The sequence below is a fragment of the Rhodanobacter sp. C05 genome, from assembly GCF_002001165.1.
Classification (GTDB): Bacteria; Pseudomonadota; Gammaproteobacteria; order Xanthomonadales; family Rhodanobacteraceae; genus Rhodanobacter.
In genome coordinates, this window is the sequence record NZ_MUNQ01000012.1 from 128,578 (window position 1) to 155,285 (window position 26,708).

The 26,708-nt window shown below is 63.1% G+C and carries 24 protein-coding genes and 3 tRNA genes; 7 read left to right on the top strand and 20 right to left on the bottom strand.

Annotation, left to right across the window (positions count from 1 at the left end; translation table 11 throughout):
* Nucleotides 1–294: 294 nt before the first annotated feature.
* The 3 genes from B0E51_RS11900 to murU all read left to right on the top strand — a co-directional run bounded on the left by B0E51_RS11900 (nucleotide 295) and on the right by murU (nucleotide 2,491).
* On the top strand, nucleotides 295–699 hold the full coding sequence (locus B0E51_RS11900) for a hypothetical protein (RefSeq protein ID WP_077445123.1): 405 nt from the start codon (nucleotides 295–297) through the stop codon (nucleotides 697–699).
* Nucleotides 700–812: 113 nt separating this feature from the next.
* Nucleotides 813–1,826 carry a phosphotransferase gene (locus B0E51_RS11905; protein WP_077445124.1) on the top strand — a complete coding sequence of 338 codons (1,014 nt, stop codon included), beginning with the start codon at nucleotides 813–815 and terminating at the stop codon, nucleotides 1,824–1,826.
* Nucleotides 1,823–2,491 carry an N-acetylmuramate alpha-1-phosphate uridylyltransferase MurU gene (gene murU / locus B0E51_RS11910; protein WP_077445125.1) on the top strand — a complete coding sequence of 223 codons (669 nt, stop codon included), beginning with the start codon at nucleotides 1,823–1,825 and terminating at the stop codon, nucleotides 2,489–2,491. The genes B0E51_RS11905 and murU overlap by 4 nt, the downstream gene beginning before the upstream one ends.
* A 96-nt stretch (nucleotides 2,492–2,587) precedes the next feature.
* Here the strand turns inward: murU and secF are convergent, their stop codons facing one another.
* The 13 genes from secF to B0E51_RS11975 all read right to left on the bottom strand — a co-directional run bounded on the left by secF (nucleotide 2,588) and on the right by B0E51_RS11975 (nucleotide 15,725).
* Nucleotides 2,588–3,553, bottom strand: a complete 966-nt coding sequence (gene secF / locus B0E51_RS11915) for a protein translocase subunit SecF (RefSeq protein WP_077445126.1) — start codon at nucleotides 3,551–3,553, stop codon at nucleotides 2,588–2,590.
* Between the two features lie 9 nt (nucleotides 3,554–3,562).
* Nucleotides 3,563–5,446, bottom strand: coding sequence for a protein translocase subunit SecD (secD, locus tag B0E51_RS11920; protein WP_077445127.1), 1,884 nt, complete (start codon nucleotides 5,444–5,446; stop codon nucleotides 3,563–3,565).
* Nucleotides 5,447–5,547: 101 nt separating this feature from the next.
* Nucleotides 5,548–5,880, bottom strand: a complete 333-nt coding sequence (yajC, locus tag B0E51_RS11925) for a preprotein translocase subunit YajC (protein WP_077445128.1) — start codon at nucleotides 5,878–5,880, stop codon at nucleotides 5,548–5,550.
* 225 nt (nucleotides 5,881–6,105) lie between these two features.
* Nucleotides 6,106–7,254 (bottom strand): tRNA guanosine(34) transglycosylase Tgt, encoded by a 1,149-nt coding sequence (gene tgt, locus B0E51_RS11930; protein ID WP_077445129.1) that lies wholly within the window; start codon nucleotides 7,252–7,254, stop codon nucleotides 6,106–6,108.
* 26 nt (nucleotides 7,255–7,280) lie between these two features.
* Nucleotides 7,281–8,312, bottom strand: a complete 1,032-nt coding sequence (gene queA, locus B0E51_RS11935; RefSeq protein ID WP_077445130.1) for a tRNA preQ1(34) S-adenosylmethionine ribosyltransferase-isomerase QueA — start codon at nucleotides 8,310–8,312, stop codon at nucleotides 7,281–7,283.
* A 138-nt stretch (nucleotides 8,313–8,450) separates the two neighbouring features.
* Entirely contained in the window at nucleotides 8,451–9,671 is a 1,221-nt protein-coding gene (locus tag B0E51_RS11940; RefSeq protein WP_077445131.1) for an RtcB family protein, read from the bottom strand.
* Nucleotides 9,672–9,726: 55 nt separating this feature from the next.
* Nucleotides 9,727–10,851: a slipin family protein gene (locus B0E51_RS11945; RefSeq protein ID WP_077445132.1), complete on the bottom strand. Its 1,125-nt coding sequence runs from the start codon at nucleotides 10,849–10,851 to the stop codon at nucleotides 9,727–9,729.
* Nucleotides 10,852–11,268: 417 nt separating this feature from the next.
* Nucleotides 11,269–11,341: transfer RNA gene (locus B0E51_RS11950), tRNA-Asn, on the bottom strand.
* Nucleotides 11,342–11,414 (bottom strand) — tRNA-Ala (locus B0E51_RS11955). It lies immediately after the preceding tRNA gene.
* 626 nt (nucleotides 11,415–12,040) lie between these two features.
* Complete coding sequence (locus B0E51_RS11960; protein WP_077445133.1) at nucleotides 12,041–12,643, bottom strand: response regulator transcription factor; 603 nt, start codon at nucleotides 12,641–12,643, stop codon at nucleotides 12,041–12,043.
* Nucleotides 12,644–12,713: 70 nt separating this feature from the next.
* On the bottom strand, nucleotides 12,714–13,943 hold the full coding sequence (locus tag B0E51_RS11965; RefSeq protein ID WP_077445134.1) for a sensor histidine kinase: 1,230 nt from the start codon (nucleotides 13,941–13,943) through the stop codon (nucleotides 12,714–12,716).
* Nucleotides 13,944–13,987: 44 nt separating this feature from the next.
* Nucleotides 13,988–14,767 (bottom strand): ABC transporter permease, encoded by a 780-nt coding sequence (locus B0E51_RS11970; RefSeq protein ID WP_168172634.1) that lies wholly within the window; start codon nucleotides 14,765–14,767, stop codon nucleotides 13,988–13,990.
* Between the two features lie 13 nt (nucleotides 14,768–14,780).
* A complete protein-coding gene (locus B0E51_RS11975; RefSeq protein WP_077445136.1) occupies nucleotides 14,781–15,725 on the bottom strand; it encodes an ABC transporter ATP-binding protein in 945 nt (314 codons plus the stop codon).
* Nucleotides 15,726–16,018: 293 nt separating this feature from the next.
* Here B0E51_RS11975 and B0E51_RS11980 point away from each other — a divergent pair, with 293 nt between their 5' ends.
* From B0E51_RS11980 to upp, 3 genes are all read left to right on the top strand, one after another.
* Nucleotides 16,019–17,530 carry an aminotransferase class III-fold pyridoxal phosphate-dependent enzyme gene (locus tag B0E51_RS11980; RefSeq protein ID WP_077445137.1) on the top strand — a complete coding sequence of 504 codons (1,512 nt, stop codon included), beginning with the start codon at nucleotides 16,019–16,021 and terminating at the stop codon, nucleotides 17,528–17,530.
* Nucleotides 17,531–17,700: 170 nt separating this feature from the next.
* On the top strand, nucleotides 17,701–18,051 hold the full coding sequence (locus B0E51_RS11985) for a PsiF family protein (RefSeq protein WP_077445138.1): 351 nt from the start codon (nucleotides 17,701–17,703) through the stop codon (nucleotides 18,049–18,051).
* A gap of 107 nt (nucleotides 18,052–18,158) precedes the next feature.
* Nucleotides 18,159–18,803 (top strand): uracil phosphoribosyltransferase, encoded by a 645-nt coding sequence (upp, locus tag B0E51_RS11990; protein ID WP_077445139.1) that lies wholly within the window; start codon nucleotides 18,159–18,161, stop codon nucleotides 18,801–18,803.
* 37 nt (nucleotides 18,804–18,840) lie between these two features.
* Here upp and pip read toward each other — a convergent pair whose 3' ends face one another.
* Nucleotides 18,841–19,797, bottom strand: a complete 957-nt coding sequence (gene pip / locus B0E51_RS11995; protein ID WP_077445140.1) for a prolyl aminopeptidase — start codon at nucleotides 19,795–19,797, stop codon at nucleotides 18,841–18,843.
* Nucleotides 19,798–19,859: 62 nt separating this feature from the next.
* A complete protein-coding gene (locus B0E51_RS12000; RefSeq protein WP_077445141.1) occupies nucleotides 19,860–21,251 on the bottom strand; it encodes an FAD-binding oxidoreductase in 1,392 nt (463 codons plus the stop codon).
* Between the two features lie 119 nt (nucleotides 21,252–21,370).
* Between B0E51_RS12000 and serA the strand changes: the two genes are divergently transcribed.
* Complete coding sequence (gene serA / locus B0E51_RS12005; RefSeq protein ID WP_077445142.1) at nucleotides 21,371–22,603, top strand: phosphoglycerate dehydrogenase; 1,233 nt, start codon at nucleotides 21,371–21,373, stop codon at nucleotides 22,601–22,603.
* Nucleotides 22,604–22,670: 67 nt separating this feature from the next.
* Here the strand turns inward: serA and B0E51_RS12010 are convergent, their stop codons facing one another.
* The 5 genes from B0E51_RS12010 to pheT form a co-directional block, all read right to left on the bottom strand.
* Nucleotides 22,671–23,423, bottom strand: coding sequence for a hypothetical protein (locus tag B0E51_RS12010; RefSeq protein ID WP_143525907.1), 753 nt, complete (start codon nucleotides 23,421–23,423; stop codon nucleotides 22,671–22,673).
* A 115-nt stretch (nucleotides 23,424–23,538) separates the two neighbouring features.
* A tRNA-Pro gene (locus tag B0E51_RS12015) sits at nucleotides 23,539–23,615 on the bottom strand.
* A gap of 70 nt (nucleotides 23,616–23,685) precedes the next feature.
* On the bottom strand, nucleotides 23,686–24,042 hold the full coding sequence (locus tag B0E51_RS12020) for a MerR family transcriptional regulator (RefSeq protein ID WP_007804493.1): 357 nt from the start codon (nucleotides 24,040–24,042) through the stop codon (nucleotides 23,686–23,688).
* The gene (gene ihfA, locus B0E51_RS12025; protein WP_077445144.1) at nucleotides 24,023–24,322 is read right to left on the bottom strand and encodes an integration host factor subunit alpha; all 300 of its coding nucleotides are present in this window, start codon (nucleotides 24,320–24,322) and stop codon (nucleotides 24,023–24,025) included. The genes B0E51_RS12020 and ihfA overlap by 20 nt, the downstream gene beginning before the upstream one ends.
* A 1-nt stretch (nucleotide 24,323) precedes the next feature.
* Nucleotides 24,324–26,702 carry a phenylalanine--tRNA ligase subunit beta gene (pheT, locus tag B0E51_RS12030; RefSeq protein WP_077445145.1) on the bottom strand — a complete coding sequence of 793 codons (2,379 nt, stop codon included), beginning with the start codon at nucleotides 26,700–26,702 and terminating at the stop codon, nucleotides 24,324–24,326.
* Between the last annotated feature and the right edge of the window lie 6 nt (nucleotides 26,703–26,708).

Consider the following 26,708-nt stretch of genomic DNA (forward strand, 5'->3'; position numbering starts at 1 on the left):
CAACACGCTTTGGCTTTGTACGTGCGCGGCCGCAGCTTGACCCTGTGTTGCCGCCTGGTTTTGGACTGTCCAGTCTTCGAGTAGTCGTAGTCCTCCACCAGCATTCCGGAAAGCATCTGGATGGCCTCGCCCTCCAGGGTCCTCTTCGCGTGCTGTCGCCCGCAGACAACGACCTCGGGCAACTGTTCGAGCAAGGACTTGGCCACGTAACACTCCCGAATTAACGTAAAACGTTAATAGTAATGAACTCACAAGGTGAATCGTAGTCCCGGCCGCCGCGTACCGTGCCGTGGCATGAGCGATCACCGAGCGGAATTCTCCAAGCGTCTTGCGGCAGCGATGCGGGCAAAGGGGTATGAACCGCGGCCGTCAGTGCTGGCCACGCAGTTCAACACGCGTTTCCGCGGCCCTTCCGTCACCTTTCAGACCGCTTCGCGATGGTTGAACGGACGAGCCATTCCGCAGCCAGACAAGCTAACCGTGCTCGCCGACTGGCTGCGCGTCGATCGCGGGCTCCTGGGTTTCGGTGAAGTGGAGTCCCGTCGCGGCGCCGGCAAGCACGTCAAGGAAGGCCCCGCTTCATACGAAGTGGATGAACTGGTCGACGCGATCCATGCGTTGCCGGCTGCGCACCGCCAACTGGTGCGTGATCTGGTTGCGGCGCTTGCCGGTACACTTTCACGCAAACGCTCCGCCTGATCGCTCCTGCCTCGACGCACGGCGCTACCCTGACGTACCCACTGCGCCCCTGCGACTCGCGCACCGCAAAGCACGCCGCTAAGCTGCATGCTGTTTCCGCTCCACCAGCAGCCATGACCCCTTCCAATAACCGCGCCATCACCCGCCTTGCCTGGGCACGCCAGACCCTCGGCAACCCCGATCTCACGATCGAGGCTGCCTCGGCCGACGCCAGCTTCCGCAGCTACTGGCGGACGCAGCATCGGGGTCAGAGCTGGATCGTGATGGATTCACCACCGGCGCAGGAAGATCCGCAGCCCTGGCTGGAGATCGGTGCGCGACTGTCCGCCGCTGGCCTGCACGTGCCAGCCGTCAAGGCACAGGATCTGCAGCAAGGCTTCCTGCTGATCGAGGATCTCGGTTCACAGTTGTACCTGCCGGCCTTGAACGACAATACGGTGGATGCGCTGTACGGCGACGCGATGGACGCGCTCCTGCGCATGCAGCGCGACGCAAACGTGGACGGCATGCAGCCATACGACCACGCGTTCCTGCAGCGCGAACTGGAGATCATGCCGGAATGGTTTCTTCGTCGACATCTCGACTACACGCCCGAGTGCGAGGAATGGGATGTGCTGGAATCGGCGTTCACCGTGCTGCTGCACAACGCGCTGGCGCAACCGCGCTGCTTTGTGCACCGCGATTACCACAGTCGCAACCTGCTGATCACGACAAGTCATAGTCCCGGGATCATCGACTTCCAGGGCGCATTGCACGGCCCGATCACCTATGACCTCGCCTCGTTGCTGCGCGACTGCTACATCGTGTGGAATCGCGCGCGTGTCGAAGCCTGGGTCGAAGGCTACCGGCGACGCCTGCAAGCTGCGAGCCTGATCGCTGCGGATGTCGACAGCCAGCACTTCCTGCGCTGGTTCGACCTGATCGGGCTGCAGCGTCACATCAAGGTGCTCGGCATCTTCTGCCGCCTTTGCTATCGCGACGGCAAGCCCGGGTATCTCGATGACCTGCCGCGCGTGTACGACTACGTGATTGACGTGGCCAGCCGTTATACCGAGCTGGCCGAATTCGTGATGCTGCTGCAGCGCTGCGTGGGTGAACGCGATTTGCGCCGCTCGGTGACTGCATGAAGCATGCGTTGATCTTCGCCGCCGGCCTCGGCGAGCGCATGCGGCCGCTGACCGACCATACAGCCAAACCACTCCTGCCTGTTGGCGGCAAGCCGCTGATCGTATGGCATCTGGAAAAGCTGGCTGCCGCCGGTGTGCACTACGTGGTCATCAACACCTCGCACCTGGCCGAACAATTCCCCGACACGCTAGGCGACGGCTCGCGCTGGGGTCTGCGCATCCGCTATGCCTACGAAGGCCCGACGCCACTGGAAACCGGCGGCGGCATGCTGAATGCGCTGCCGCTGCTGGGGCCGGAACCGTTCATCGGGGTGAGTGCCGATATCTGGAGCGAGTACGACTACGCCGCACTTCCAGCCGAGCCTGATGGCAATGCCCATCTGGTGATGGTGCCCAATCCCGATTGGCATCAGCGTGGCGACTTCGTACTGCGCCAGGGCAGTCTGCACGAGGACGGTGATGGTGAGCGCCTGACCTTCGGCAACATCGGCGTTTACCGTCCAGAACTCGTCCATGACTGTGCACTGGGTCGCTTCAAGCTCCTGCCGATCTATCAACAGGCCATGCGCGAACACCAGCTCGGTGGCGAACGCTACGACGGCGCCTGGTGGAACCTGGGTAATCCACAGCAGCTTGCCGAGCTGGATGCCCACCTGCGCGGCTGATCTGCTTCACTGCATCCGCCGTGCGCATCGGTTCACTCAAAAAGAAAGGCCCGGATGACCGGGCCTTGTATTCAGTTGCAACCGACTGCATGGCACTCAGGGACGTCGTGCCAACTCCGGATTTTCCTTGGTGACCGGCATCAGGTCCTGCTTCGACACACCGAGCCACAACAAGATCGGGCTGGCCACGAAAATCGAGGACAGCGTGCCGACCACGATGCCGATCAGCATCGTCACGGCGAAGCCGTGCACCGCCGGGCCGCCGAAGAAATACAGGGCGGCCATGGTGATGCCGGTGAACAGCGAGGTGATGATGGTTCGCGACAGCGTGTTGTTGATCGAGCGGTTGAGGATCTCCTCGGGCTCGGCCTTGCGTGCCATGCGGAACAATTCGCGGATACGGTCGAACACCACCACCTTGTCGTTGATCGAGTAGCCGATCACCGCCAGCACGGAGGCCAGCACGGTCATGTCGAACTCGCGCTGCACCAGCGCCAGGATGCCCAGCGTCACCAGCACGTCGTGGATTTCCGTCGCCACCGCGGCAATCGCAAAACGACGCTCGAAGCGGATCCACAGGTAGGCCATGATGCCGAGGATCACGAACACGGCCGCCACAGTACCGTCGCTGCGCAATTCCGCACCGACTTCCGCGCTGATGAACTCGTGACTCTTGATCTTCGCATCCTGCCGCGTGGCCTGCAGCATCTTGAGCACGTCATCGGAGATGCGATCCAGATTGACCTTGCCGCCTGACGCCTGTTCCGCCGCCACATCGTCCTTCGGCTGCATGCGGATCGACACTTCGCGGGTACCGCCCAGGCTCTGCACCACGGCATGGTCGAGACCACCCTTGGTCAGTGCCGCGCGCACATCGGCGATCTGCACCGGCTGGTCGTAGTCGACCACCAGCGAGACACCGCCGTTGAAATCCAGGCCGTAGTTTAGGCCCTTGGTCGCCACCAGCACGATCGAGGCGATCATCAGGAACAGGGCGATCGCGATGCTGTATTTGCGCATCCCGAGAAACGGGATGTTGCTGTCGTGATTGAAAATTTCCATGGTGGTTCCTTAGACCGACAGCGTCTTGAGCTTGCGGTGGCCGTGGATCAGCGCGGTGAACGCGTGAGTCAGCGTCACCGAGGTGAACAGCGAGGTCAGGATGCCGATCATCAGCGTCACGCCGAAGCCCTTGATCGCACCGGTGCCCATCGTGGTCAGTGCCAGTGCGGCGATCAGGTGGGTGACGTTGGCATCCAGAATGGTCGACCAGGCTTTCTCGTAGCCGGCACGGATCGCCGCATGCGGCGTCGAACCGTTGCGCAGTTCCTCACGCACTCGCTCGCAGATCAGCACGTTCGCGTCGATCGCCATACCCAGGGTCAACACGATACCGGCCACACCCGGCATGGTCAGGGTCACACCGATCAGTGACATCACCGCCAGCAGGATCACCAGGTTGAAGAACAACGCGATGTCGGCGACCAGGCCAAACAGCTTGTAGTAGATCGCCGCGGCCAGCAGCACCAGCGCCAGGCCCAGCAGCACTGCCTTGAAGCCCTTGTCGATATTGTCCTGGCCGAGGCTGGCGCCAATCACACGCTCCTCGACGATATCGACCGGCGCGGCCAGCGCGCCGCCCTTGAGCAACAGGGCCAGGTCGGATGCTTCCTTGGGGCTGGCCAGACCCGTGGTCTGGAACTGCTTGCTGAAAGCACCCTGGATGGTGGCGTCGTTGATCACCGATTCGGTGATCTTCGGTGTGCGCACTTCCTTGCCGTCGACCATCTTGGTCTCGGTGACGCGCTCCACATACACCACGGCCATCGGCTTCTGGATGTTGGCGTTGGTGAAATCGCCCATCTTCTTCGCGCCAGCCGCGTTGAGGGTCACGCTGACCATCGGCGTGCCGCTCTGCTGGTCGACACCCGAGGCAGCGTCCACCAACTCGTTGCCTGTCACGATGATGCGCTTGCTCACCAGCACCGGTATCTGGCTGCCGCGCATGTAGAACAGGTTGGCGTCCGGCGGAATGTTGCCGCTTTGTGCCGCCTGCTGCGCAGCAGGGTCTCCAGGCTGGCCGATGCCCGCGCGGTACTGCAGCGTCGCGGTGGCACCGATCAGTCGCTTCGCCTCGGCCGGATCCTGCACACCAGCCAGCTCGACCACGATGCGGCTGTCACCCTGCTGCTGGATCAGCGGCTCGGATACGCCCAGTGCATTGATGCGGTTGCGCAGTGTGCCCAGGTTCTGGGTGATCGTGTTGCGCGACAAGTCGCGCAGCTTTTCCGGCTTGACCGTGGCATTGAGCACGAAGCGGTCGCCAGTACTGGGGCCATTTGCCACCAGCAGGTCGGTGTATTCGTTGGCGATCGCATCGGAGGCCTTGGTACGGTCATCGGCCGAACGCAGGATCACCGCAATACCCTGGCCACGCACGGCATTGCGCGCCACCGACTCGTAATGGATGCTCTTGTCGTGCAGCAGGCTGCGGATATCGTCCGCATAGCTGTTCTCCTGCTTGTCGATGACGTCGTTCTCGTCGACCTGCATCAGGAAGTGCACACCACCCTGCAGGTCGAGGCCCAACGGCATCGAGCGCGCACCGATCGCGCGCAGCCAGCCCGGCACGGTGGACTGCAGCTTGAACGCCACCGTGTAACCGTCGCCCAGGGCTGCCTTGATCACATCGGCACCGCTCTTCTGTACGTCGGTATTGGCGAACGTCGCGAGCAGATGATCGCCCTGCACGCTCACCTCGCCGGCAACGACATGCTGCGCCGTCAGTGCGGCAGTGACTTTCTGCTGCACGGATTGATCGATCGGTGGCGCATCCCGGTTGGCGGTGACCTGCACGGCCGGCAACGGGATAAATGCATTCGGCAGCGCATAGACGATGCCGAACAGCATCACCAGTGCGACCAACGCGTATTTCCAGCGGGGAAAATCACTCATGCCCAGAATCCATCAAAGCCGCGGCAGTCCGCAGCGGTAACAACAATCGAGGAATAGTCACGTGCAAGACAGCAGTCGGACGGCAGCTTGCAACCAGACGATCAGACGGATTTCAGCGAGCCCTTGGGCAGCACCTGCTGGACCGAGCCTTTCTGCACCTTGACCTTCACGTTGGTCGCAATCTCGACCGTGATGAAGGTCTCGCCCACTTCGTCCACACGCCCGGCGATGCCACCGTTGGTGACCACCTCATCCCCCTTGGACAAGCTGGCGACCAGTTCACGATGCTCTTTCTGACGCTTCATCTGCGGCCGGATCATCAACAAATACATCGCGCCGAACATCACCACCATCAAGATGATCGTAAACATGCCGCCACCAGCTGGCTGCGCAGCCGCAGCCTGGGCGATCACCGGAGAGATCGGAAAACTCATCTATTTGTCTCGCAAGTTATGGCGCCAGCAGGAATTTCAGCTGAACGCCCGCTAAAAGATCCCCGATTATGCCATGCCCCCCTGTAACCGTGCACGACAGCCTCTGGCTTGGGCGCGGAACTGCGCGTCAGCTCCCTACTGTGGGCGACCGGGGCTTGTTGCAAGCCCCGCCCTGTGCCATCGAGCCTGCTGCCACTGCACGATGCCGCCGTAACTGGCGGCCAGTCATGACGACGCCGCACCACCAGATTGCCGCTGCGCGTAGAAGCCGGCAACAAAGGCATCCAGCGCGTGGCCGGCAATCGCTTCGCGCAGACCCGCCATCAGACGCTGGTAGTAGCGCAGGTTGTGGATCGTGGCGAGCTGGCTGCCGAGAATCTCGTTGCAACGATCGAGGTGACGAAGGTAGGCACGGCTGAAACCGTTGCTGCAGGCGTAGCAGTCGCAGCCCTCCTCGATCACGCGGGTGTCCAGCGCATACTTCGCATTGCGGATGCGCAGCGTGCCCTCGGCGGTGAACAGGAAGCCGTTGCGCGCATTGCGGGTCGGCATCACGCAGTCGAACATGTCGATGCCGCGGCGCACCGCTTCGACGATGTCTTCCGGCCGCCCCACGCCCATCAGGTAGCGCGGCTTGTCGACCGGCAGCAGCGGCACCGTGAAATCCAGCGCGTGGTTGCGCTCGGCCTCCGGCTCACCGACTGCCAGGCCGCCAACTGCATAGCCGTCGAAGCCGATGTTCACCAGCCCTGCCGCGGAGCGCTGACGCAGGTTCTCGTACACGCTGCCCTGCACGATGCCGAACAGCGCATTCGGCGGCCTTGAATCGACACGTTGCAGATCGTCAAACGCCCGGCGTGAGCGCTCGGCCCAGCGCAGCGAGAGCTCCATCGAATCGCTGGCCACCTTCTCGGTGGCCGGATACGGCGTGCACTCGTCGAAGATCATCGCGATGTCCGAATCCAGCGTCTTCTGGATCTGCATCGATACTTCCGGCGACAGGAACACCTTCGAGCCGTCCACCGGCGAGGCGAACGTCACGCCTTCCTCGGTGATCTTGCGCTTGTGCGCCAGCGAGAACACCTGGAAACCACCCGAGTCGGTGAGTATGGGTTTATCCCAGCCGATGAACTTGTGCAGCCCGCCGAACTTCTCGACGATCTCCAGCCCGGGCCGCAGAAACAGGTGGAACGTGTTGCCGAGGATGATCTCGGCACCGATCTCGGTGACGTCGCGCGGCGTCATCGCCTTGACCGAGCCATACGTGCCCACCGGCATGAATGCCGGCGTTTCCACCGTACCGCGGGCAAAGGTCAGGCGACCACGGCGGGCAGCGCCGTCGGTGGCGAAGAGATCGAAATTCATGGCAGTCATCCGCCCAGTTTAACCGCTGCCACTGCTCAACCGCCCTGCGGCAGGATCAGCATCGAATCGCCGTACGAGAAAAATCGGTAACCCTGCTCGACCGCATGCCGATACGCATCCAGCATGAACTCGCGCCCGGCCAGCGCCGACACCAGCATCAGCAGGGTCGACTGCGGCAGATGGAAGTTGGTCAGCAGCCCGTCGATGCTGCTGAAGCGGTAACCGGGAAAGATGAAGATCTGCGTCTCGCCGGCGAACGGATGCAGCTCGCCATCCTTGCTGGCGCTTTCCAACGCACGTACCACGGTGGTGCCGACGGCGATGACCCGACCGCCATTGGCGCGCGTGCGGCGGATCTGCCCGATCAGGTGCGCGCCGACATTGAGCCACTCGCGATGCATGCGATGATCCTTCAGATCGTCCGCGCGCACCGGCTGGAACGTGCCGGCGCCGACATGCAAGGTGATGTAGCCGAACTCGACACCGCGCTCGCGCAGCGTCGCCAGCATGGCCTCATCAAAATGCAGGCCGGCCGTAGGCGCCGCCACCGCACCCGGTTCGCGTGCGAACACGGTCTGGTAGCGCTCCAGGTCGCTGGCATCGGCGTGCCGTTCGATATATGGCGGCAGCGGCATCTCGCCGAGCTTGAGCAACAGTTTTTCCAGCGGCTCCGGCGCCTCGAAATGCAACCGGAAAAAGCCTTCATCGCGCCCCAGCACCACGGCATGGCTGCCGTCGGCCAGCTCGATCCGGCCTCCTTCCTTGGGCTTCTTGCTGACACCAAGCTGCACGGTCGCCTCGTGCGCGCCAGTGACCCGCTCGATCAGGATCTCTACGGCACCGCCACTGATCTTGCGTCCGTACAGGCGCGCCGGCAGCACGCGGGTGTCGTTGAATACCAGCAAATCGCCCGGCCGCAGGAAATCGGGAAGCTCGCGGAACATGCGGTCCTGCCGCGCCTGCGCCGGCACATCGAGCAGCAGCATCCGGCTGGCCGAACGCTCGGCCAACGGCGCCTGCGCGATCAGCTCGGGCGGCAGTTCAAAATCGAAATCGGACTTCTTCAAGGGAGACTCGGCCAACGCCCGCCAGCGAGCGGGCAACGGGGCATTATCCCGCAGCCGGCGCGCCGGGGCACGCCCACAAAAAAGCGCCGCCCCTCGCGGAACGGCGCCCAACTCATGCAGACATGCGGATTTTTCCGCTCAGCCCTTGACGCACAACACCTGACGCAACGTGTGCACCACCTCGACCAGGTCGGACTGCGCAGCCATCACCGCGTCGATCGACTTGTACGCCGCCGGCGACTCGTCGATCACCGCCGCGTCCTTGCGGCATTCGACGTGCGCGGTGGCCTCGCGGTGCTGCGCCAGGGTGATCTGCTGGCGCGCCGCGGTACGGCTCATCACGCGGCCGGCACCGTGGCTGCAGCTATGGAAGCTGTCCGGGTTGCCCTTGCCGCGCACGATGTAGCTGCACGTGCCCATGCTGCCCGGGATGATGCCCAGCTCGCCCTCGCGTGCGCTGACTGCGCCCTTGCGGGTGACCAGCAGTGATTCGCCATGATGCGTCTCGCGTTGCACGTAGTTGTGATGGCAGTTCACCGCCAGCTTCTCCAGCTGGAACTTCGGCAAGCGGTGGCGCATGTCCGCCAACACCCGCGCCATCATCGCCTCGCGGTTGGCGCGGGCGTAATCCTGCGCCCAGGACACCGCCTCCACATAATCGTCGAAAAGCGGCTCGCCCTCCATGAAGAAGGCCAGATCCCTGTCCGGCAGATGGAAACCGAGCACGCGATGCGCCAGTTCTTCGCGGGCACGCTCGATGAAGTAGCTGCCGATCAGGTTGCCGGTTCCGCGCGAGCCCGAGTGCAGCATCACCCACACGGCATCCGATTCATCCAGGCAAACCTCGATGAAGTGGTTACCGCCACCGAGCGTGCCGATCTGCTTGTCCAGCTTGTCGGTGCGGATCTTGCGATGCTTGGCCTTGATCGCATCCAGCCGCGCGACCAGTCCCGATTCGGCCAGGCACGTTTCGATGCTGTCCGGCAGTTGACGATGGTCGCCGCCGCGACCGTTGCCGACCGGCACGCCGCGCTCGATGCTTGAGCGCAGTTGCGCCAGGTTGTCCGGCAGGTCGTTCGCGCGCAGCGTGGTGCGCACCGCGGCCATGCCGCAGCCGATATCGACGCCGACCGCAGCAGGGATGATCGCGCCGCGCGTGGGCACCACCGAACCGACGGTGGCGCCCTTGCCCAGATGCACGTCCGGCATCACCGCAACCCAAGGGCCGACGAACGGCAACGCGGCGATGTTGCGCAGTTGCTCCTTCGCGGAATCTTCCAGCGGCACGCCGTGCACCCAGCCCTTGATTGGCGTGGCACTGCCTTCGGCATGCAGCAATTCGTAGTTTGAGGTACTCATGTTTCCTTCCTTGCATTGGGATCGTGGCGATCGCGTCCGTGCGCTCGCCACATGGTTACTGCTTCAGGCTGACCAACTGGTTCAGCACGCCGTCCAGGCCGCCGAACACGGTCAGCTTGTCGATCTTCTCGGTGACCTTCTCCAAAGCCTCCAGCTCCTTCAGGCGCATCAGCGTCGGGCTCTCCTCGATCAGGCGCGCGGTGTTGAGCAGCGAACGCGTGGCGTTCGCCTCCTCGCGCCGGCGGATCACGTTGGCCTGGGCTGCCTTTTCTGCCTGCACCACGCTGTTGAGGATCTCCTTCATCTCGCCCGGCAGGATCACGTCCTTCACACCGACACCGAGCACCTCCAGGCCCAGTTCGCTGACGCGGCCACGCACATACGCGAAGATGTCCGCATCCAGCGACGCCTTGTCACCCAGCAACTCGTCCAGCGTCTTGCCGGACACCGCCTTGCGCAGGCCGTACTGCAGCTCGCGATAGAGGTAGTCGCCGTACTTGGCCACCTTGGTACGCGCGGCGACCGGGTCGGTCACGCGCAGGCTGGCGGCCAGGTTCACGCGCAGACTCACCTTGTCGCGGGTCAGCAGTTCCTGACCCGACACCTCCAGCGACTGCACGCGCAGTTCGATCACCTCGGCCGCCACGTTCTTCTGGAAATTCCAGAACGCGTAGGCACCCGGGGCCAGCGTGCGGACCAGCTTGTTGTCGACGAACAACAGGCCCGCCGACTCCACCGGCACGTCCACAGTTACCGCGACCTTGCCGAGCACGCCAAGCTGGCGCAGACGGCTGGCCACACGTGCATCGATTTCCAGCGTGTCGACCAGCGACACCGCCTGCACCTCGATCGGCACCAGACCCTTCCAGTACAGCTTGCGGGTACCCGGCGCGAGCACGTCCTCCAGTTTGCCGTTCTTCAGCACCAGACCGACCTGCTGCGTGCCGATGTCGGCCACGGTGAAGCAATCGGCCAGCTCGCCGTCCAACTGCGCCATCAGCACCTCGGCATCCGCACCGACGTACTCCGGCTTTGCCAGGTTGTGCACGCTGACGGCCATGCGGCCGCGCGGGTCGATGTAGCGGTACACGCCCGCTGACAATACCTGCTGGAAACGACGGTTGCGATACAGCAAGCCGCGCTCGCCGTCGCCGATCACGACTTGCTTGATCCAGAACATGGTGATACTCCTTTTATTAATCCTGGTTTGATCCGTCAATTAATCCGGATGCACCGCCGGATCATTACGATGCTCTTCGTCCATTCAGATAATCGGGCCGCAAAAGACCCTCCCTCGCGGGATAATCAGCGCACTCGAAACCCGATGCATCGATTCAAACAAATAAGGCGGAAACGCCTCTTGACGATAATGGGGCGAAGCCAGCGTGCCTTGATAGGGAATCGAATATCTCGCTGAATACCTGCACTGCTCCGCAAGGCACTCCTCTCGACACCCGATCGCCCGACTTCGGGACGTAGGCCCGGCCCCGCCACCGCTGCGTTGCGTGACACACCGCCATCCTGGCTCGCATGTCGCGCACCGCACGAAGCGTTTCCTGGTCGGAACTTTCGTTCCTGGTCATGACGTGACAGGTCATGGTTTGGAGCGGGAGTCGAACCCGCGACACTCGGATTAACAGTCCGATGCTCTACCCATCTGAGCTATCCAGTGGTTGACGTACCGGATTCGAACCGGCGACCTGCAGGCTGCGAACCTGCTGCTCTACCGCTGAGCTAACGTCATCGTTGTGGAACACCGCCTTCCAGGCCCCGGCATACGCCGCCGGCAAAGCCGTGCGCACCGGATGGGCTTGAGCCCATACCGCTGGAGCCTGTTGGTTCGATGCTCCTGATTGCCGGCTGCTGCCAACCGGCAATAGATGTGGGCATTGATGCCCGATCTGTTGGTACCCGTTTCCCGCACAGCCCGCGTCGAAGCACCGGGACGCAGCGCACTTGCGCCTGTCGCAGCCGCGCCCCTGCTTCAGTTGCGAACAACCGGATGCTTCAGGGCGAAACGAATTCCGCAAAATTGGTTCGATACATGGGTATCCCTTGCAAACGCCAAAAACAAAACGCCCCCGGGTGTGGCGACCCGAGGGCGTTCGCGTTGCCTCGGGAGATCGGGGTGACCGATCTCCCAAAGGGATCAGTCGATTATTGGAAAACGGTTGCCAAGTCGTGCCTTTCATCGCGCATGAACAGGCCTGCATCGCGGCCTTTGCGCGATGTATATGGCTTGTTCAAGTTGACGGGGCAGAAGGACATGGAAAATTTCTTCATCGGATTATCGCCGGGATGGCGAAGGCGCGAACAATACGCGCATTGATTATCTGGTGCAAGCATTTTATTAATGCTTGGCAAAATTCCTATAACCAGCCCTTTTGCCGCGCCAACCGATACGCCTCGATGCGATTGGCAACACCGAGTTTACCGATCACCTCGGAAAGATAATTGCGCACGGTGCCATGTGACAGGTTCAGTTGTGCGGCAATATCGCCGGCAGACTGGCCTTCGCCGGCCAGCCGCAATACCTGGCGTTCGCGATCGTTCAGCGGGTCAGCTTCCGACCATGCTTCCAGCGCCAGTTGCGGGTCGATCGCACGGCCACCGCGATGCACGGTGCGTAACGCTTCGGCAAGATTTTCCGCCGGCGCATCCTTCAGCAAATAGCCGGACACGCCAGCATCCAGCGCGCGGCGCAGGAAACCGGGACGCGCAAATGTGGTGACGATGACGACCTTGATCGGCAGCTCCTGTCGCTGGATGCGCTGCGCCAGCTCCAGCCCGGTCAGACCGGGCATCTCGATATCGGTAACCAGCACGTCGGGTTTCAGTCGCTGCAGCTCGCGCCATGCGGCCTCACCATCGGCAGCCGAACCAAGCACTTCGATATCCGACTCCAGGCTGAGCAGTGCCGACAGCGCACCGCGCACCATCGCCTGATCCTCAGCCAGCAAGATGCGGATCATGCGACGCTCCTCATGCGCCCGTCGCAAGGCGCTGAAGCTGTCATGTGTATGGTCAACGATAGTGAGCTTTTCATGCAGCTGGCTGTCCGGAAACGGTTGTGGTCAATACTTCATTGATGGTCATGCTTGATGGCATGGATGACGTATCGACGAGCCGCAGAATCGGCACCGGTACAGCCACCTTCAACCGGGTTCCCTCACCACGCGACGATTCGATCGCCAACGTGCCACCCAGCGCACGCACACGCTCGCGCATGCCGCACAATCCATTGCCTTCGTTGTCGATGCCACCGCGGCCGTTGTCGATGATCTGCATGCGCACACTGGCATGATCGCGGACCCACTCGACCTGCGCGCGACTGGCATCGGCATGACGAGCGATGTTGGTGGCTGCCTCGCGCAATACCAGCGACAGGCCACGTTCAATGTCACACGGCAGATCGGATGGTGGCAGGCCATAGTCCAGATGTACTCGCGAGGATTCCAGCAGCAGTCGGGCCGCCGCCAGTTCGGCCGCCAGATCGGCGGCACGGATGCCGGTGACGGCACTGCGCACCTCGGCCAGCGCGTGGCGTGCAACCTTCTCGGCCTCCTCCACTTCGCGCCTTGCCGCCTGGACATCGCGATCGAACAATTTGCGCGACAACTCCAGTTTCAAGGTGATCAGTGACAGCGTATGCCCCAGCAGATCGTGCAAGTCGCGCCCGATCCGCTCGCGCTCCGCCGTCGCGGCGAGCCGACGCACCTCCTCATGCGAAAGACCGAGTGCAGCATTCTTCTCCTGGTTCATGTGCTCGACGGCGACAATCGTGCAGATGACGAAGACGGTGGCCGGCATGATCACCAGCAGTGCCTGCGGAAAGCCAATCCACCAGGCCAGCGCCACGTAGGCCGCGTTCAGCAGCAGCACCTGGATCGCATAGTTGCGAAACCGGCGTATGTCGCAATGGCCCAGCATCACACAGGCATAAACGAAATAGCTGAGGCCACTCGGATACCAGCGCAGCAAGCTGAAACACAGGACTGCCATACCCCACGCATACAAATGCGCCGTCCGACGGGAAGCCAGCTGGATCTTGGCGAACAGCAGCAGAAATACCGGGTACGAGCCCAGCGTGCACAGCAGCCAGGTTCTGGTGTAGCCGTTCAAGCCACGGTCGAACAACGGCGTGATGAAGATCCAGAACGACCACAACAAGTGCACGCTGTCGGCCCACGGCGACTTGCCCCGGCGAAGGTCGTCAGCTACGCCGGAATCGGGCGCCGGCGTGAACCATCGGGCAATGAAGTCAGGGATCATGGCGCAGCTTTCCGCTGATGGATCGGTTTGGACAGCATGCTACTTCAACCGTGCCGACGCAGGCGCCGTGCGGCCAGCAAAAGGAACGCCGCGGTGATTCCGAACAAGGTCAGTACATGCGGCAGCAACGTCCCCTGCCGCATGCCCACCGCGGCAAGCGCCAATTGATCGAGGTGATAGCTCGGCCACAGCGGCGCGATCTGTTGCAGGAACTTCGGCAGCATCGGCAGCGGAAACCACAGGCCGGACATGAACGACATCGGCAGATAGATCAGCTGCAGCATGCCGGGCGCGCCCTGACCCTTGATCAACGTGCCGACAAACATGCCCAGCGCACAGAACGGCAGTACACCGAGTGCGCCCGTGATTAACAAGGCACCCACCTGGGACAGGCTCAGCGTCACATGCCCCAGCAGCGTTGCCATGGCCAGCAGCAACAGGATGACCACGGTGGCAGCAGCCATCGCCATCAGCATCTTGCCCAACAGATAGGCACCTGGCGGCATCGGCAATGCGCGCTTGAACGTCAGCAGGCCACCGTCACGCTCCAGCGCCAGTGACACGCCGAAACCGAACAGGCCTGGACTCATCACGCCGAATACGCCGTAACTGGCCAGCAGATAACGGGCTGCATCGGGGCCATTCGACTTGGCCATCAGCACCCCGAACAGCAAGTAGAACATCGCCGGAAACAGCATGATCGGCAACATGAAGCTTGGTGCACGCATGTAGCGCAAGCACTCGCTGCGCGCCTCTTCCAGATAGGCGCCAATGACGCGACTGCGTGGCATGACGCTCGTCGTTCCCAGTTCTGTGACAGACATGACGGTTTCCATTTCAGGCAGCCTCGCGCTGGTCGGTGTCCGATGCCTCGTCGGCATCGCGGGTGAGTTCGGTGAATGCCTCGGCCAGGCCCGCACGATGCACTTCCAGTTCACACAGGTGGCGGTCGGCGTCGAGCAATCTGCGAACCACGACCTCGGCCTCGGCAGTGCCGATATGCAGGCGCTCGCCGTCCCGATGCACCTGGCCGACCTCAGGCCAGCTACGCACGGTGTCGACCGGCAACGCGCTCAGGCAGCGGATGCGCTTCATCGCCACCCGTGCGCGCAACTCGTCAACCGTGCCTTCGTGGATCATTCGGCCATGCGCCATCACACAGACACGGTCGGCCAGCGCCTCGGCCTCTTCCAGGTAATGCGTGGTCAGCAGCACTGCGCAGCCTTCGGCTAGCAGCTGACGGATCGCCGCCCACAGTTTCTGCCGCGCCTCGATATCCATGCCCACGGTGGGCTCGTCCAGGAACAGCAGCTCGGGCCGGCCGCACAACGCCAAGGCAAATTGCACACGCCGCTGCTGACCACCCGAAAGTTTCGCGTAGGGGCGCTTGAGCAGATCGGCGATGCCGGCCAGTTCGGCGGTTTCCGCCAGGGTGCGCGGCGCCGGGTAATAGCTGGCGGTCAGCCGCAGCAATTCGCCTACCCGCAGCGTTGCCGGCAGTTCGGCGTTCTGCAGCATCACGCCGATGCGCCGGCGTGCCTCGATTCGCTGCGGGTCCTGGCCAAACAGTTCGACCGCGCCGGCATCGGCACGGATCAGCCCCAGCAACAGGCCGATGGCGGTGGTCTTGCCGGCGCCGTTGGGACCGAGCAGCGCGAGCAGCTCGCCACGCTGCAGGCACAGGTCGGCGCCATCCAGTGCAGTGAGTGGGCCATAGCGTTTGACGGCACCGCCGAGGCGGGCAATCGGATCACGGGTATGTGAATCAGGGGAATGCGGCATGGGAACTCCTCCAGTGCCACCTATCCTGCGCGGGACCCGGTACGACAGGCAGTCGCTGGCGTCAGTCATCGGGGGTGACAGCCGTCACCCGCGGCATTGGCACGGGGTTACGGCCGCTGGCGCCGCAAGGTATCCTGTGAGGGATAAAACCGCCTGGCAGGTACTGCCATGACGGTACGAAACGTCTGAAAACATTGAGGAAGCGCCTCTTGCCTGCGTTTCCCGTCACGCATTCACTAATGTCCGCCAGTCCGGTACTGCATGCCAACTGACGGAGCTACGGAGGATTCATCATGGGTGTGATCAACCAGCTGCGCGAATTGCGCGATTTTGGCGGCAAACCGCGGACCGTCGGTCTGGATGACACCAGCATCGAGCGCATGGCTGCGAACGATCCCATGCTGGCCCAGGCGATCACCGAAGCCGTGGCACGCCATAGTGAGCTGCGCGCCGATCTGGCCGCGGCTGGTATGGGTGATTTCCTCAAGCTCGATGAAACCGAGCAACTGGCCCAGGTCCAGGCCGGCTTCGTCAACTTCTACCCGGACGATGCGATCAACCCGTATCTTGCAGCGGCTGCGCGCGGCCCGTGGATCGTCACCCTGAAGGGTGCCGTGGTGCACGACAACGGCGGCTACGGCATGCTCGGCTTCGGCCACAACGATCCGGCGATCCTCGAAGCGCTGAGCCGTCCGCAGGTGATGGCCAATGTGATGGCGCCCAGCGTGTCGCAGTTGCGCTTTACTGCTGCGCTCAACAAGGAGCTGGGCCGCACCCGCGGCGGCAGCCCGTATACGAATTATCTGTGTCTGAACTCCGGTTCCGAGTCGGTCTCGCTGGCCTGTCGCATCGCCGATGTCAATGCCAAGCTGATGACCGATGCCGGCGCCCGCTATGCCGGCCGCACGATCAAGCGACTCGCCGTGAAGGGCGCCTTCCACGGCCGCACCGACAAGCCGGCGCTGTATTCCGATTCCAGCCGCAAGACTTACCAGCAGCATCTGGCCAGCTACCGCCATGAAGACAGTGTGCTGACCATTGCGCCGTATGACATCGCGCAGCTGGAAGCCGTATTCGCCGACGCCGACAAGCACGGCTGGTTCATCGAGGCGATGTTCCTGGAGCCGGTGATGGGGGAAGGCGATCCAGGTCGCGCGGTCACGCCCGAGTTCTACAAGGCGGCGCGCGCGCTGACCGAAGCCCACGGAACCCTGCTGCTGATCGACTCGATCCAGGCTGGCCTGCGCGCACATGGCGTGCTGTCGATCACCGACTACCCCGGCTTCGAGAAGCTGCCGGCGCCGGACATGGAGACCTTCTCCAAGGCGCTCAACGCCGGCCAGTACCCGCTGTCGGTGCTGGCGGTCAGCGCCCGCACTGCCGGCCTGTACCGCAAGGGCATCTACGGCAACACCATGACCGCGAACCCGCGCGCGCTGGATGTGGCCCTGGCCACGCTGGGTGAACTGACCGACGAAGTACGCAACAACATCCGCGAGCGCGGCAAGGAATTCGTCGACAAGCTCAACGCGCTGAAGAACGAACTCGGCGGCATGATCACCAAGGTGCAGGGCACCGGCCTGCTGTTCTCCTGCGAACTGGCACCGGAATACAAGTGCTACGGCGCCGGCTCCACCGAGGAATACATGCGCGAGCATGGCGTCGGCGTGATCCACGGCGGCGTCAACTCGCTGCGCTTCACCCCGCACTTCAATGTCACCAGCGCCGAAATCGACCTGGTCGTGGCGCATGTGCGCAAGGCATTGCTGGAAGGCCCGCGCCGAGCCGAAGTCCGTGCAGCCTGAAGCCACCCGCGCCCCGGCCAGATCGCTGGATGGGGCGCGCGGATCACCAAAGCTCAGACCCTGAAGCGCGGATGCATGGCCGTGTGCGGGCATCTTCCGCCCCGCCATGCGCATGGCATAGACTGCCCCGGCCGGCACAACCGCCGGCCACCACTTCGGGAGGAAGCATCATGTCCATGCGTCTCAGCCTGCTTGCCGCCAGCGCCGTCCTGGCCTTCGCCACCACCGCCGCCTTCGCCGCGCCGCAGAGCACCGCCGCCGCTGGCAAGACGCTCACTTCGTCCCAGCAGAAGATGTCGGACTGCAGCAAGGCATCCAAGGGCAAGACCGGCGCCGACTACAAGAGCTCCGTAAGTGCATGCATGAAAGGCGACAGCGCTCCTGCGGCCAGCGCGTCGACTGCGGCCCCGCAGAAATTGACCTCGCAGCAGCGCATGGCCAAGTGCAACCACGACAACGCCGGCAAGAAGGGCGCCGACTACAAGAGTGCTGTCAGCGCCTGCATGAAGACCGGTAGCTGACGCTCGCGCGGCATCCGGAATCTGCTCCGATCCAAGGGCGCTGCCGTTTCGGCGGCGCCCTTTTCGCATCGGGAGCGCCTGCATCACCCCAGTCGGTCACGATCCGCATGAAAATCACCGAAGTCCGCCATCCGCTGATCCAGCACAAGCTCGGCCTGATGCGCCGTGCCGGCATCAGCACCAAGGAGTTCCGCGAGCTGGCCTCCGAGGTCGCCGCGCTGCTGACCTACGAGGCCACCAAGGACCTGGAAACCGTCGAGGAACAGATCGACGGCTGGGCCGGACCGCTGCAGGTGCACCGGATCAAGGGCAAGAAGATCACCATCGTACCGATCCTGCGTGCCGGCCTCGGCATGCTGCCTGGCGTGCTCGACATGATCCCTTCGGCCAAGGTCAGCGTCGTCGGCGTGCAGCGTGACGAGCAGACGCTGAAACCCATCGCCTATTACGAAAAGCTCAGTGGCCGCATGGACGAGCGCATCGCGCTGATCGTCGACCCGATGCTGGCCACCGCCGGCACCCTGATCGCCGCCGTCGACATGCTGAAAGCCGCCGGCTGCAAACGCATCAAGGGACTGTTCCTGGTCGCCGCGCCGGAAGGTCTCAAGCGCATCGAGTCGGCGCATCCGGATATCGAGATCTACACCGCCTCGATCGATGAGCGCCTGAACGAACACGGCTACATCCTGCCTGGCCTGGGCGACGCCGGCGACAAGATTTTCGGCACCAAGCAACTGCCGGCTAACGACTGAGACAGAAAGCCGCTCTTGCCGGAGCGGCTTCAAAAACTCAGTGACCGAAACGATCCGTGGCTTCCACCAGCTCGTGCAGGATGCCCGGCTCGAATGCCGAATGCCCGGCATCCTGCACGATGCGCAGATCGGCCTCGGGCCACGCACGATGCAGATCCCATGCGCTGCGCAGCGGACAGACCACGTCGTAGCGGCCCTGCACGATCACCGCCGGAATGTCGCGAATGCGATCCACGTTGCGCCGCAACTGATCGTCATGTGCGAAGAAGCCGCCGTTGACGAAGTAGTGGCATTCGATGCGCGCAAATGCCAACGCGAACTCGTCTTCGGCGCTGGATTCGATATGTGCGGGATCCTGCCACAGGAAACTGGTGGCGCCTTCCCACACTGACCACGCACGCGCGGCATCGGTACGCGTTTTTGCGTCGGCGCTGGTCAGGCGTCGATGGTAGGCGCTCATCAGGTCACCACGTTCGACTTCCGGAATCGCGTTGATGTAGGTCTCCCAGGCATCCGGGTACAGCGCGTCGCAACCCTTCTGGTAGAACCACTCCAGTTCCCAGCGGCGCAGCATGAAGATGCCGCGCAGCACCAGCTCGGTCACCTTGTCCGGATGCGTCTGCGCATACGCCAGCGCCAGCGTGGAGCCCCACGAGCCACCGAACACCTGCCAGCGGTCGATTGCCAGGTGCCCGCGCAGGCGCTCGATGTCGGCGACCAGGTCCCAGGTGGTGTTGTCGGTCAGTTCCGCATGTGGGGTGGACTTGCCGCAGCCACGCTGGTCGAACAGCACGATGCGGTAGACCGCCGGGTCGAAGAAACGCCGGCACTTCGCATTGGTGCCACCGCCCGGGCCGCCATGCAGGAACACCACCGGCTTGCCGGTCGGATTGCCGCTCTGCTCGTAGTACAAGGTGTGCAGTCCGGAGACCTTGAGCATGCCGCTGTCAAACGGCTCGATCTCGGGATACAACGAACGAAGCGGCGGCGACATGGTGGTTCCTCAACACGAACGAACAAGCCGCGTAGACTAACATGGGCCTCGTTTGCAGGCTCTCAGCCGTCCGCAAACAGCTTGCCCGGATTGAGGATGCCGTTCGGGTCAAACACCTTGCGCACACCCCGCATCAGGGCGATTTCCGCCACACTGCGGGTACTTTCCAGATAGGCCCGCTTGACCAACCCGATGCCATGTTCGGCCGAGATGCTGCCGCCGTGTCGCTGCAGGGTGGCTGCCAGCAACTTGGTGACGTGCTCGCACTGCGCAATGAACGCCTCTTCCGCCAGCTCTTCCGGCCGCAACACGTTGATATGCAGATTGCCATCGCCGATATGGCCGAACCAGACCACTTCGGTCTGCGGGTACTCACGCGCCAGGAGTGCCTGCATCTCGTGCAGAAAAGCCGGCACGGCACTGATTCGCACCGACACGTCATTCTTGTACGGTCGGCGCGACGCCAGGCTTTCGGTAATGCCTTCGCGCAATCGCCACAGCGCAGTCGCCTGCGCTTCGCTTTGCGCGATCACGCCATCGCTGACCCAGCCCTGCTCGAGAGCGTGTTCGAATGCTGCCAGCGCGGCGTCTTGCGCCCGTTCGTCGGCGGCATCGAACTCGGTCACCACGTAATACGGATAATCACCGTCGATGGCGCGCTGCGCGCCATGCGCCAGCACGTGATGCAATGCATGATCGGTGAAGAATTCGAATGCCTGCAGCGTCAGCCGCGCCCGGAACAACGCAAACACCTGCATCAGGGCATCCATGTCCGGCAACGCCAGCAGCATCACCTGCGACGGCGGCGGCGGGTCGGTGAGTTTCAGCGTCGCTTCCACCACGATGCCCAGCGTGCCTTCCGAGCCGATCATCAGCTGGCGGAAGTCGTAGCCGCTGGAGTTCTTGATCAGGCCGCGGTTGAGTTCAAGCAGCTCGCCGTTGCCGGTGACCACTTTCAATCCGGCAATCCACTCGCGCGTGTTGCCATAACGGATTACCCGGATGCCGCCGGCATTGGTAGCGATATTGCCGCCGATCGAGCATGAGCCGCGCGCGGCGAAATCAACCGGATAGATCAAGGCGTGACTGCGCACCACGTCATGCACGTGCTGCAGGATGATGCCCGATTGCACGGTCAGCGTACGATCCACCGCATCGAAATCCAGCACACGGTTCATCCGTTCCAGGCTCAGCACCAGTTCGCCATTCGCGGCGACTGCGCCGCCAGACAAACCGGTGCGGCCGCCCGAGGGTACGATGGCTACGGCATGCTCGTTGGCCCAGCGCACGATCACCTGCACCTCGTCGACGCTCGACGGCAATGCGATCGCCAGCGGTGCCGGTGTCCAGCGCCGGGTCCAGTCGCGACCGAAATGCTCCAGATCCTCCGCCGCCATGAGCAGACGCAGATCGGGCAACCGGCGGGAAAGGTCGGCAAGGCGGGCGTCGGACATGCAGGGCTCCAGAGTCTCCGCACAGCCTGCCAGCCGCATCGCGCCGCGTCCAGTGTTGCAATGCCGCAAATCCCTTCGGCTCTGGCATAGTAGGCATTCATTCCTACCCAGGCCGATCCATGCAGACCTCCTACCCTCGCCAAGACATCAAGGTGTTGCTGCTGGAGGGCCTCAGTGCCAGCGCGGTCGAAAGTTTTCATCGTGCCGGCTACAGCCAGGTTGAGGTGCATGCGAAATCGCTGCCGGAGGCCGAGCTGAAGGCACGCATTGCCGACGCACATATTGTCGGCATCCGTTCGCGCACCCAGCTCAACCAGGATGTACTGGCGCAGGCCAAGCGGTTGATCGCCGTGGGTTGCTTCTGCATCGGCACCAACCAGGTGGACCTGACCGCTGCACGAAAGCTCGGTGTGCCGGTGTTCAATGCACCCTACTCCAACACCCGCAGCGTGGCCGAACTGGTGATCGCCGAGGCGATCATGCTCTTGCGCGGCATCCCGCAGAAAAACGCACTGTGCCATCGCGGTGGCTGGACCAAATCCGCTGCTGGCAGTTTCGAGACGCGCGACAAGGTGCTCGGCATCGTCGGTTACGGCCACATCGGCACCCAGGTCGGTGTGCTGGCCGAAAGCCTGGGCATGCGGGTGATCTTCCACGACATCGAAGCCAAGCTTTCTCTGGGCAATGCGCGTGCGGTTTCGAGCCTGGACGAGTTGCTGGAACGCGCCGACGTGGTCACTCTGCACGTACCCGAAACGCCTGCCACGCAGCTGATGATCCGACGCGAGCAACTGGCGAAAATGCGTGCTGGTGCGATGTTGATCAATGCCTCCCGCGGCAGCGTGGTGGATATCGAGGCGCTGGCCACGGCACTGCGCGAGGGCCACCTGGCCGGTGCCGCAGTCGATGTCTTCCCGCTTGAACCCAAGGGCAACGACGACGCCTTCGTCTCGCCGCTGATCGGCATGGACAACGTGATCCTCACCCCGCACATCGGCGGCAGCACGCTGGAGGCGCAGGACAACATCGGCATCGAGGTTGCCAGCAAGCTGATCCGCTACAGCGACAACGGCTCGACCCTGTCGGCGGTGAACTTCCCCGAAGTCACCTTGCCCGAGCATCCGCACAGTCGCCGGCTGCTGCATATCCACCGCAACGTGCCAGGCACGCTGTCACGCATCAACGAACTGTTTTCAGCCAGCAACATCAACATCGATGCACAGTTCCTGCAGACCGACAGCGAGGTCGGTTATGTGGTGATCGACGTGAGTGCCGACGCCCAGCAGGCGAACGCACTGAAAGGACAGCTGGCAGCGATTCCCGGTACGTTGCGCAGTCGCGTACTGTACTGATCGGCATGGCGGCAGCCCGTGCGAATGCGCAGGCTGCCGCCACCCGGCCATTCGTACTCAGAGATAGTCAGCTGACGGGTTTGCCACGCCCTGCGGCAGCATTTTTGTTGCGGACCACCGGCTTCTTCACTGGCGTCTTCGCTATTGCAGGTGCAGGACTGTCACCATTCCCTTTGGTGGCATTCACCTTGCTCCTGGTGGCTGGTTTGCCGGACGCACGACGCTGCTCCGCACGATGCTCCTCGCGAAATGCCGCAGCATAGGCTTTCATCTCGTCGCGCAGCTTCGCACTGGTACCTGGTGCGCGATCGATGTGCTTCGCCATCCGCTCCATCAGCTCGTAGTCGTGATAGTCGCGATATGGCTTGAGATCGAGATCCGCCGGCACCTTGCTCAATCGCTCGTCACCGATCGACTTCACGTATTTCTGCATGAAGCGGTCGTACGCCTTCCAGGTGATGCGCTCGGCATTCACTGCCGCCTCTTCGGCCCGGGTGGCAATCTGGTGGGCATGCAGATAATGCAGGCCGAGTTGATCGATCAGCGTCTTCTCCACTTCCTCATGCAGGATCAGGAAACGATCCACCTCGATGGTACGGCCACGAAAGATGAAACTCTTCGGAAGGTGACGGTCGATGTAGATCGTCTTGCCGTCCTGGCTGTAGCCGGCAAGGTAGGGAATGTCGTGGTCGCGGTCCAGGTTCTTCACGCGGCGCAGGATCGCGTCCAACGCACGATCCAGCATCAACGCCGACACATACCAGTCGGGCGCCTTCAACTTGATGTGGGGTGCATCCGGGTGACAGCAGTTCGACGGCATACGCAACACCTCCGGGTGGGAATCCGGAGACAGCCTAGCGCGCCGTAGCCGGCAGCGTCGCGTGCGCACAAACGACAACGGCGCCCTCAGGCGCCGTCACGTGATCCTTGCGAATTGGTCGGGGCGGCCGGATTTGAACCGACGACCCTCTGCCCCCCAGGCAGATGCGCTACCAGGCTGCGCTACGCCCCGACTGTTCGGCAAGACGAGTAGTCTAACAGCTCACCGGGGCATGCCGGAAGCCATCGACGGACATGCGCAATCAGCGACGCAGCAGCGTCAGCACTTCTTCCAGTTCCATCCGCACCTGGCGCACGATCTGATGCGACATGCTCGCTTCCATCCGCGCCTGCGGACCTTCCAGCCTGGCGCGGGCGCCGGTGATGGTGAAGCCTTCGTCGTACAGCAGCGAACGGATCTGACGGATCATCAACACGTCGTGGCGCTGGTAATAGCGACGGTTGCCGCGACGCTTGACCGGGTTGAGTGCAGGAAATTCCTGTTCCCAGTAGCGCAACACGTGGGGCTTCACACCGCAAAGCTCGCCAACCTCACCAATGGTGAAGTAGCGCTTGGCCGGAATGGCGGGCAGTTCGGTGTTATTCCCTTGGTCCAGCATAGCCCTCGACTCTTACCTTGAGTTTCTGTCCTGGTCGGAACGTCACCACGCGTCGCGCGGAGATCGGAATCTCCTCGCCGGTTTTCGGATTGCGCCCCGGCCGCTGGTTCTTCAGCCGCAGATCGAAATTGCCGAAACCGGACAACTTCACCTGTTCGCCGTCTTCCAGCGCCCCGCGGACCACCTCGAAATAGGCGTCCACGAATTCCTTCGCCTCACGCTTGTTGAGGCCTACATCGAGGAAAAGCCGCTCGGCCATTTCCGCCTTGGTCAGCGCCATCTCATCCTCGCAGCTTTGCCTTGCATGATTGCTCCAACGCAACTATCGCTTCTCGTACGCAACGGTCCGCGTCGTCGTCAGTAAGGGTGCGTGAAGCGTCCTGTAAAATCAAGCCCATAGCGAGACTTTTTCGGCCCGATTCGACCCCTTTGCCACTGTAACGGTCGAACAGTCGGAGTTCTTTGAGCCGCTCACCCAGACTGCCGCGAACAGTTTGCTCAATCTGTGACCAGCTGATCTCTTCCGGCAGGTCCACCGCGATGTCCCGGCGTACCGCAGGAAATCGCGGAACCGGCTGTGCCTTCGGCAGGCGACGGGCCAGCAGCGGCTCCAGCGCCAGCTCCAGCACGTGCACATCAGCGCCCAGATCCAGTGCCTTGGCCAGCTGCGGGTGCAATGCGCCGAGATAACCGACCGTTTCCCCATCACGCGCCACGCGAGCTCCACGCCCTGGATGCAGCCATGCCGGCAGGCCGTCTGCATGCACCGACCAGCGCTGCGGCTCGCCACCCCAGGCAATCAGCGCATCGAGATCGCCCTTGAGATCATGGAAGTCCAGTGGGCGCGACGCTTCGCCCCATTGCTCGGCACGCACGCTGCCGCAGGCAACGATCGCGAGGCTCGGTGATTCGACGGGCGGATCGCCCGCCCCGAATACCCGCGCCACTTCGAACAACCGCACCCGTTCCTGCTGGCGCGCACGGTTATGCCGCAACGCTTCGATCAGGCCTGGCAGCAGTGACGGACGCATCACGGCCAGGTCGGCCGACAATGGATTCGCCAGTGGCACCAGCCGATCGGTGAAACCCCAGCGCGTCAGCAGCTCGGCGGCGACAAAGGACAGGTTCACTGCCTCGTAGTAACCGCGTGCGGCCAGTTGCTCACGCAGCGCCAATTCGTTGATGCGCGCTTCCGGCTCGATCGCCAGCTTCAGCGCGCCAGCGGGCGTGAGCGTGGGGATGTTGTCGTAGCCGAAGATGCGCGCGACCTCTTCGACCAGGTCTTCTTCGCGTTCGATGTCGAAGCGGCTGCTGGGCGCGGTGATCTGCCATCCATCCGCCCTGGATTCAACCTGCATGCCCAGTGCAGTGAAGATGCGCGCGACCTCGGCATCGGCCACGTCCACACCCAGCACGCGCTTCAGGCGCGCACGACGCAGCATCACGGCGACCGGCTTCGGCAAGTCGGCAAGATGCTCCGCGACCAGTACCGGTCCGGCGTTGCCACCGGCAATCGCCAGCAGCAGTTCGGTGGCGCGTTCCAGTGCGCGCCGCGGCAGCTCCGGATCGACGCCACGCTCGAAGCGGTGCGAGGCATCGGTGTGCATGCCGAGTTTGCGCGCACGGCCCATGATCGCCGCCGGCGCGAAATGCGCGGATTCCAGGAAGATGTTGCGGGTGGTGTCGGTGACGCGCGAATCGAAACCGCCCATCACGCCAGCCACGGCCAGCGCCTTGTGTTCGTCGGCGATCAGCACAAAGCCTTCGTCAAGCTTTGCCTCGCTGCCATCAAGCAACTTCAGCGTCTCGCCCGCACGCGCGTGGCGCACCACGATGTCGCCCTGCAGCGTGTCGTTGTCGAACGCGTGGAGCGGCTGGCCCAGTTCCAGCATCACGTAGTTCGTGACGTCGACCACTGCACTGATCGGGCGCAGGCCGGAACGACGCAGACGTTCGGCCAGCCATAGCGGGGTCCGCGCGGCAGGATCAATGCCTTCGACAATACGGCCGAGGTAGCGCGGCGCGTCCTTGCCCGCCTGCAGCCGAATGCCGCGCTTTGCGTCGCCCGTCACCGGAGCAGCCGTCTGCGCAGGCACCTTCACCGCACTGCCGAACAGCGCAGCTACATCGTGCGCCAGCCCCACCAGCCCCAGACAATCGGGACGATTCGGCGTGAGCTTCAGTTCGATGCTGGCGTCAGGCAGGCACAGGTAATCGGCCAGAGGCTGGCCTACCGGCGCATCCAGCGGCAATTCGAGCAAACCGGAGGCATCGGCATCGATGCCCAGCTCTTTGGCCGAGCACAGCATGCCGAAGGACTCGACACCCCGCAGCTTGGCGGCCTTGATTGCAATACCACCCGGTAGGCTGGCACCCACCGTAGCCAACGGCACCTTGATGCCCACGCGCGCATTCGGCGCGCCGCAGACGATCTGCAGCAACTCGCCCTGCCCCGCCTCCACCTTGCACACCTGCAGGCGATCGGCTTCGGGATGCTTTGCGGTGGCGACGATTTCGGCCACTACAACGCCGGCCAGGCCTTCACCCAGCACGGTCAGTTCTTCCACTTCCAGCCCGGCCATGGTCAGCGCATGGGCCAGTGCGGCGCGATCGGCCCTGATCTCGACCAGCTCGCGCAGCCAGTTCTCGGAGAATTTCATCGTGTC

What these genes read in the sequence shown, in the direction of transcription:
- pip (WP_077445140.1), bottom strand. Translation starts at nt 19,797, where the DNA reads ATGTCGCCGCCGCTTCGTTCGTTGTATCCCGAGATCGAGCCGTTTGAC.
- B0E51_RS11940 (WP_077445131.1), bottom strand. Translation starts at nt 9,671, where the DNA reads ATGAGTACCTCAAACTACGAATTGCTGCATGCCGAAGGCAGTGCCACG.
- secF (WP_077445126.1), bottom strand. Translation starts at nt 3,553, where the DNA reads ATGGAAATTTTCAATCACGACAGCAACATCCCGTTTCTCGGGATGCGC.
- B0E51_RS12020 (WP_007804493.1), bottom strand. Translation starts at nt 24,042, where the DNA reads ATGCTGGACCAAGGGAATAACACCGAACTGCCCGCCATTCCGGCCAAG.
- B0E51_RS11985 (WP_077445138.1), top strand. Translation starts at nt 17,701, where the DNA reads ATGTCCATGCGTCTCAGCCTGCTTGCCGCCAGCGCCGTCCTGGCCTTC.
- B0E51_RS11975 (WP_077445136.1), bottom strand. Translation starts at nt 15,725, where the DNA reads ATGCCGCATTCCCCTGATTCACATACCCGTGATCCGATTGCCCGCCTC.
- tgt (WP_077445129.1), bottom strand. Translation starts at nt 7,254, where the DNA reads ATGACTGCCATGAATTTCGATCTCTTCGCCACCGACGGCGCTGCCCGC.
- B0E51_RS11905 (WP_077445124.1), top strand. Translation starts at nt 813, where the DNA reads ATGACCCCTTCCAATAACCGCGCCATCACCCGCCTTGCCTGGGCACGC.
- B0E51_RS11980 (WP_077445137.1), top strand. Translation starts at nt 16,019, where the DNA reads ATGGGTGTGATCAACCAGCTGCGCGAATTGCGCGATTTTGGCGGCAAA.
- murU (WP_077445125.1), top strand. Translation starts at nt 1,823, where the DNA reads ATGAAGCATGCGTTGATCTTCGCCGCCGGCCTCGGCGAGCGCATGCGG.
- B0E51_RS12000 (WP_077445141.1), bottom strand. Translation starts at nt 21,251, where the DNA reads ATGTCCGACGCCCGCCTTGCCGACCTTTCCCGCCGGTTGCCCGATCTG.
- B0E51_RS12010 (WP_143525907.1), bottom strand. Translation starts at nt 23,423, where the DNA reads ATGCCGTCGAACTGCTGTCACCCGGATGCACCCCACATCAAGTTGAAG.
- B0E51_RS11945 (WP_077445132.1), bottom strand. Translation starts at nt 10,851, where the DNA reads ATGTTCTGGATCAAGCAAGTCGTGATCGGCGACGGCGAGCGCGGCTTG.
- upp (WP_077445139.1), top strand. Translation starts at nt 18,159, where the DNA reads ATGAAAATCACCGAAGTCCGCCATCCGCTGATCCAGCACAAGCTCGGC.
- ihfA (WP_077445144.1), bottom strand. Translation starts at nt 24,322, where the DNA reads ATGGCGCTGACCAAGGCGGAAATGGCCGAGCGGCTTTTCCTCGATGTA.
- yajC (WP_077445128.1), bottom strand. Translation starts at nt 5,880, where the DNA reads ATGAGTTTTCCGATCTCTCCGGTGATCGCCCAGGCTGCGGCTGCGCAG.
- B0E51_RS11960 (WP_077445133.1), bottom strand. Translation starts at nt 12,643, where the DNA reads ATGATCCGCATCTTGCTGGCTGAGGATCAGGCGATGGTGCGCGGTGCG.
- pheT (WP_077445145.1), bottom strand. Translation starts at nt 26,702, where the DNA reads ATGAAATTCTCCGAGAACTGGCTGCGCGAGCTGGTCGAGATCAGGGCC.
- secD (WP_077445127.1), bottom strand. Translation starts at nt 5,446, where the DNA reads ATGAGTGATTTTCCCCGCTGGAAATACGCGTTGGTCGCACTGGTGATG.
- serA (WP_077445142.1), top strand. Translation starts at nt 21,371, where the DNA reads ATGCAGACCTCCTACCCTCGCCAAGACATCAAGGTGTTGCTGCTGGAG.
- B0E51_RS11965 (WP_077445134.1), bottom strand. Translation starts at nt 13,943, where the DNA reads ATGATCCCTGACTTCATTGCCCGATGGTTCACGCCGGCGCCCGATTCC.
- B0E51_RS11900 (WP_077445123.1), top strand. Translation starts at nt 295, where the DNA reads ATGAGCGATCACCGAGCGGAATTCTCCAAGCGTCTTGCGGCAGCGATG.
- B0E51_RS11970 (WP_168172634.1), bottom strand. Translation starts at nt 14,767, where the DNA reads ATGTCTGTCACAGAACTGGGAACGACGAGCGTCATGCCACGCAGTCGC.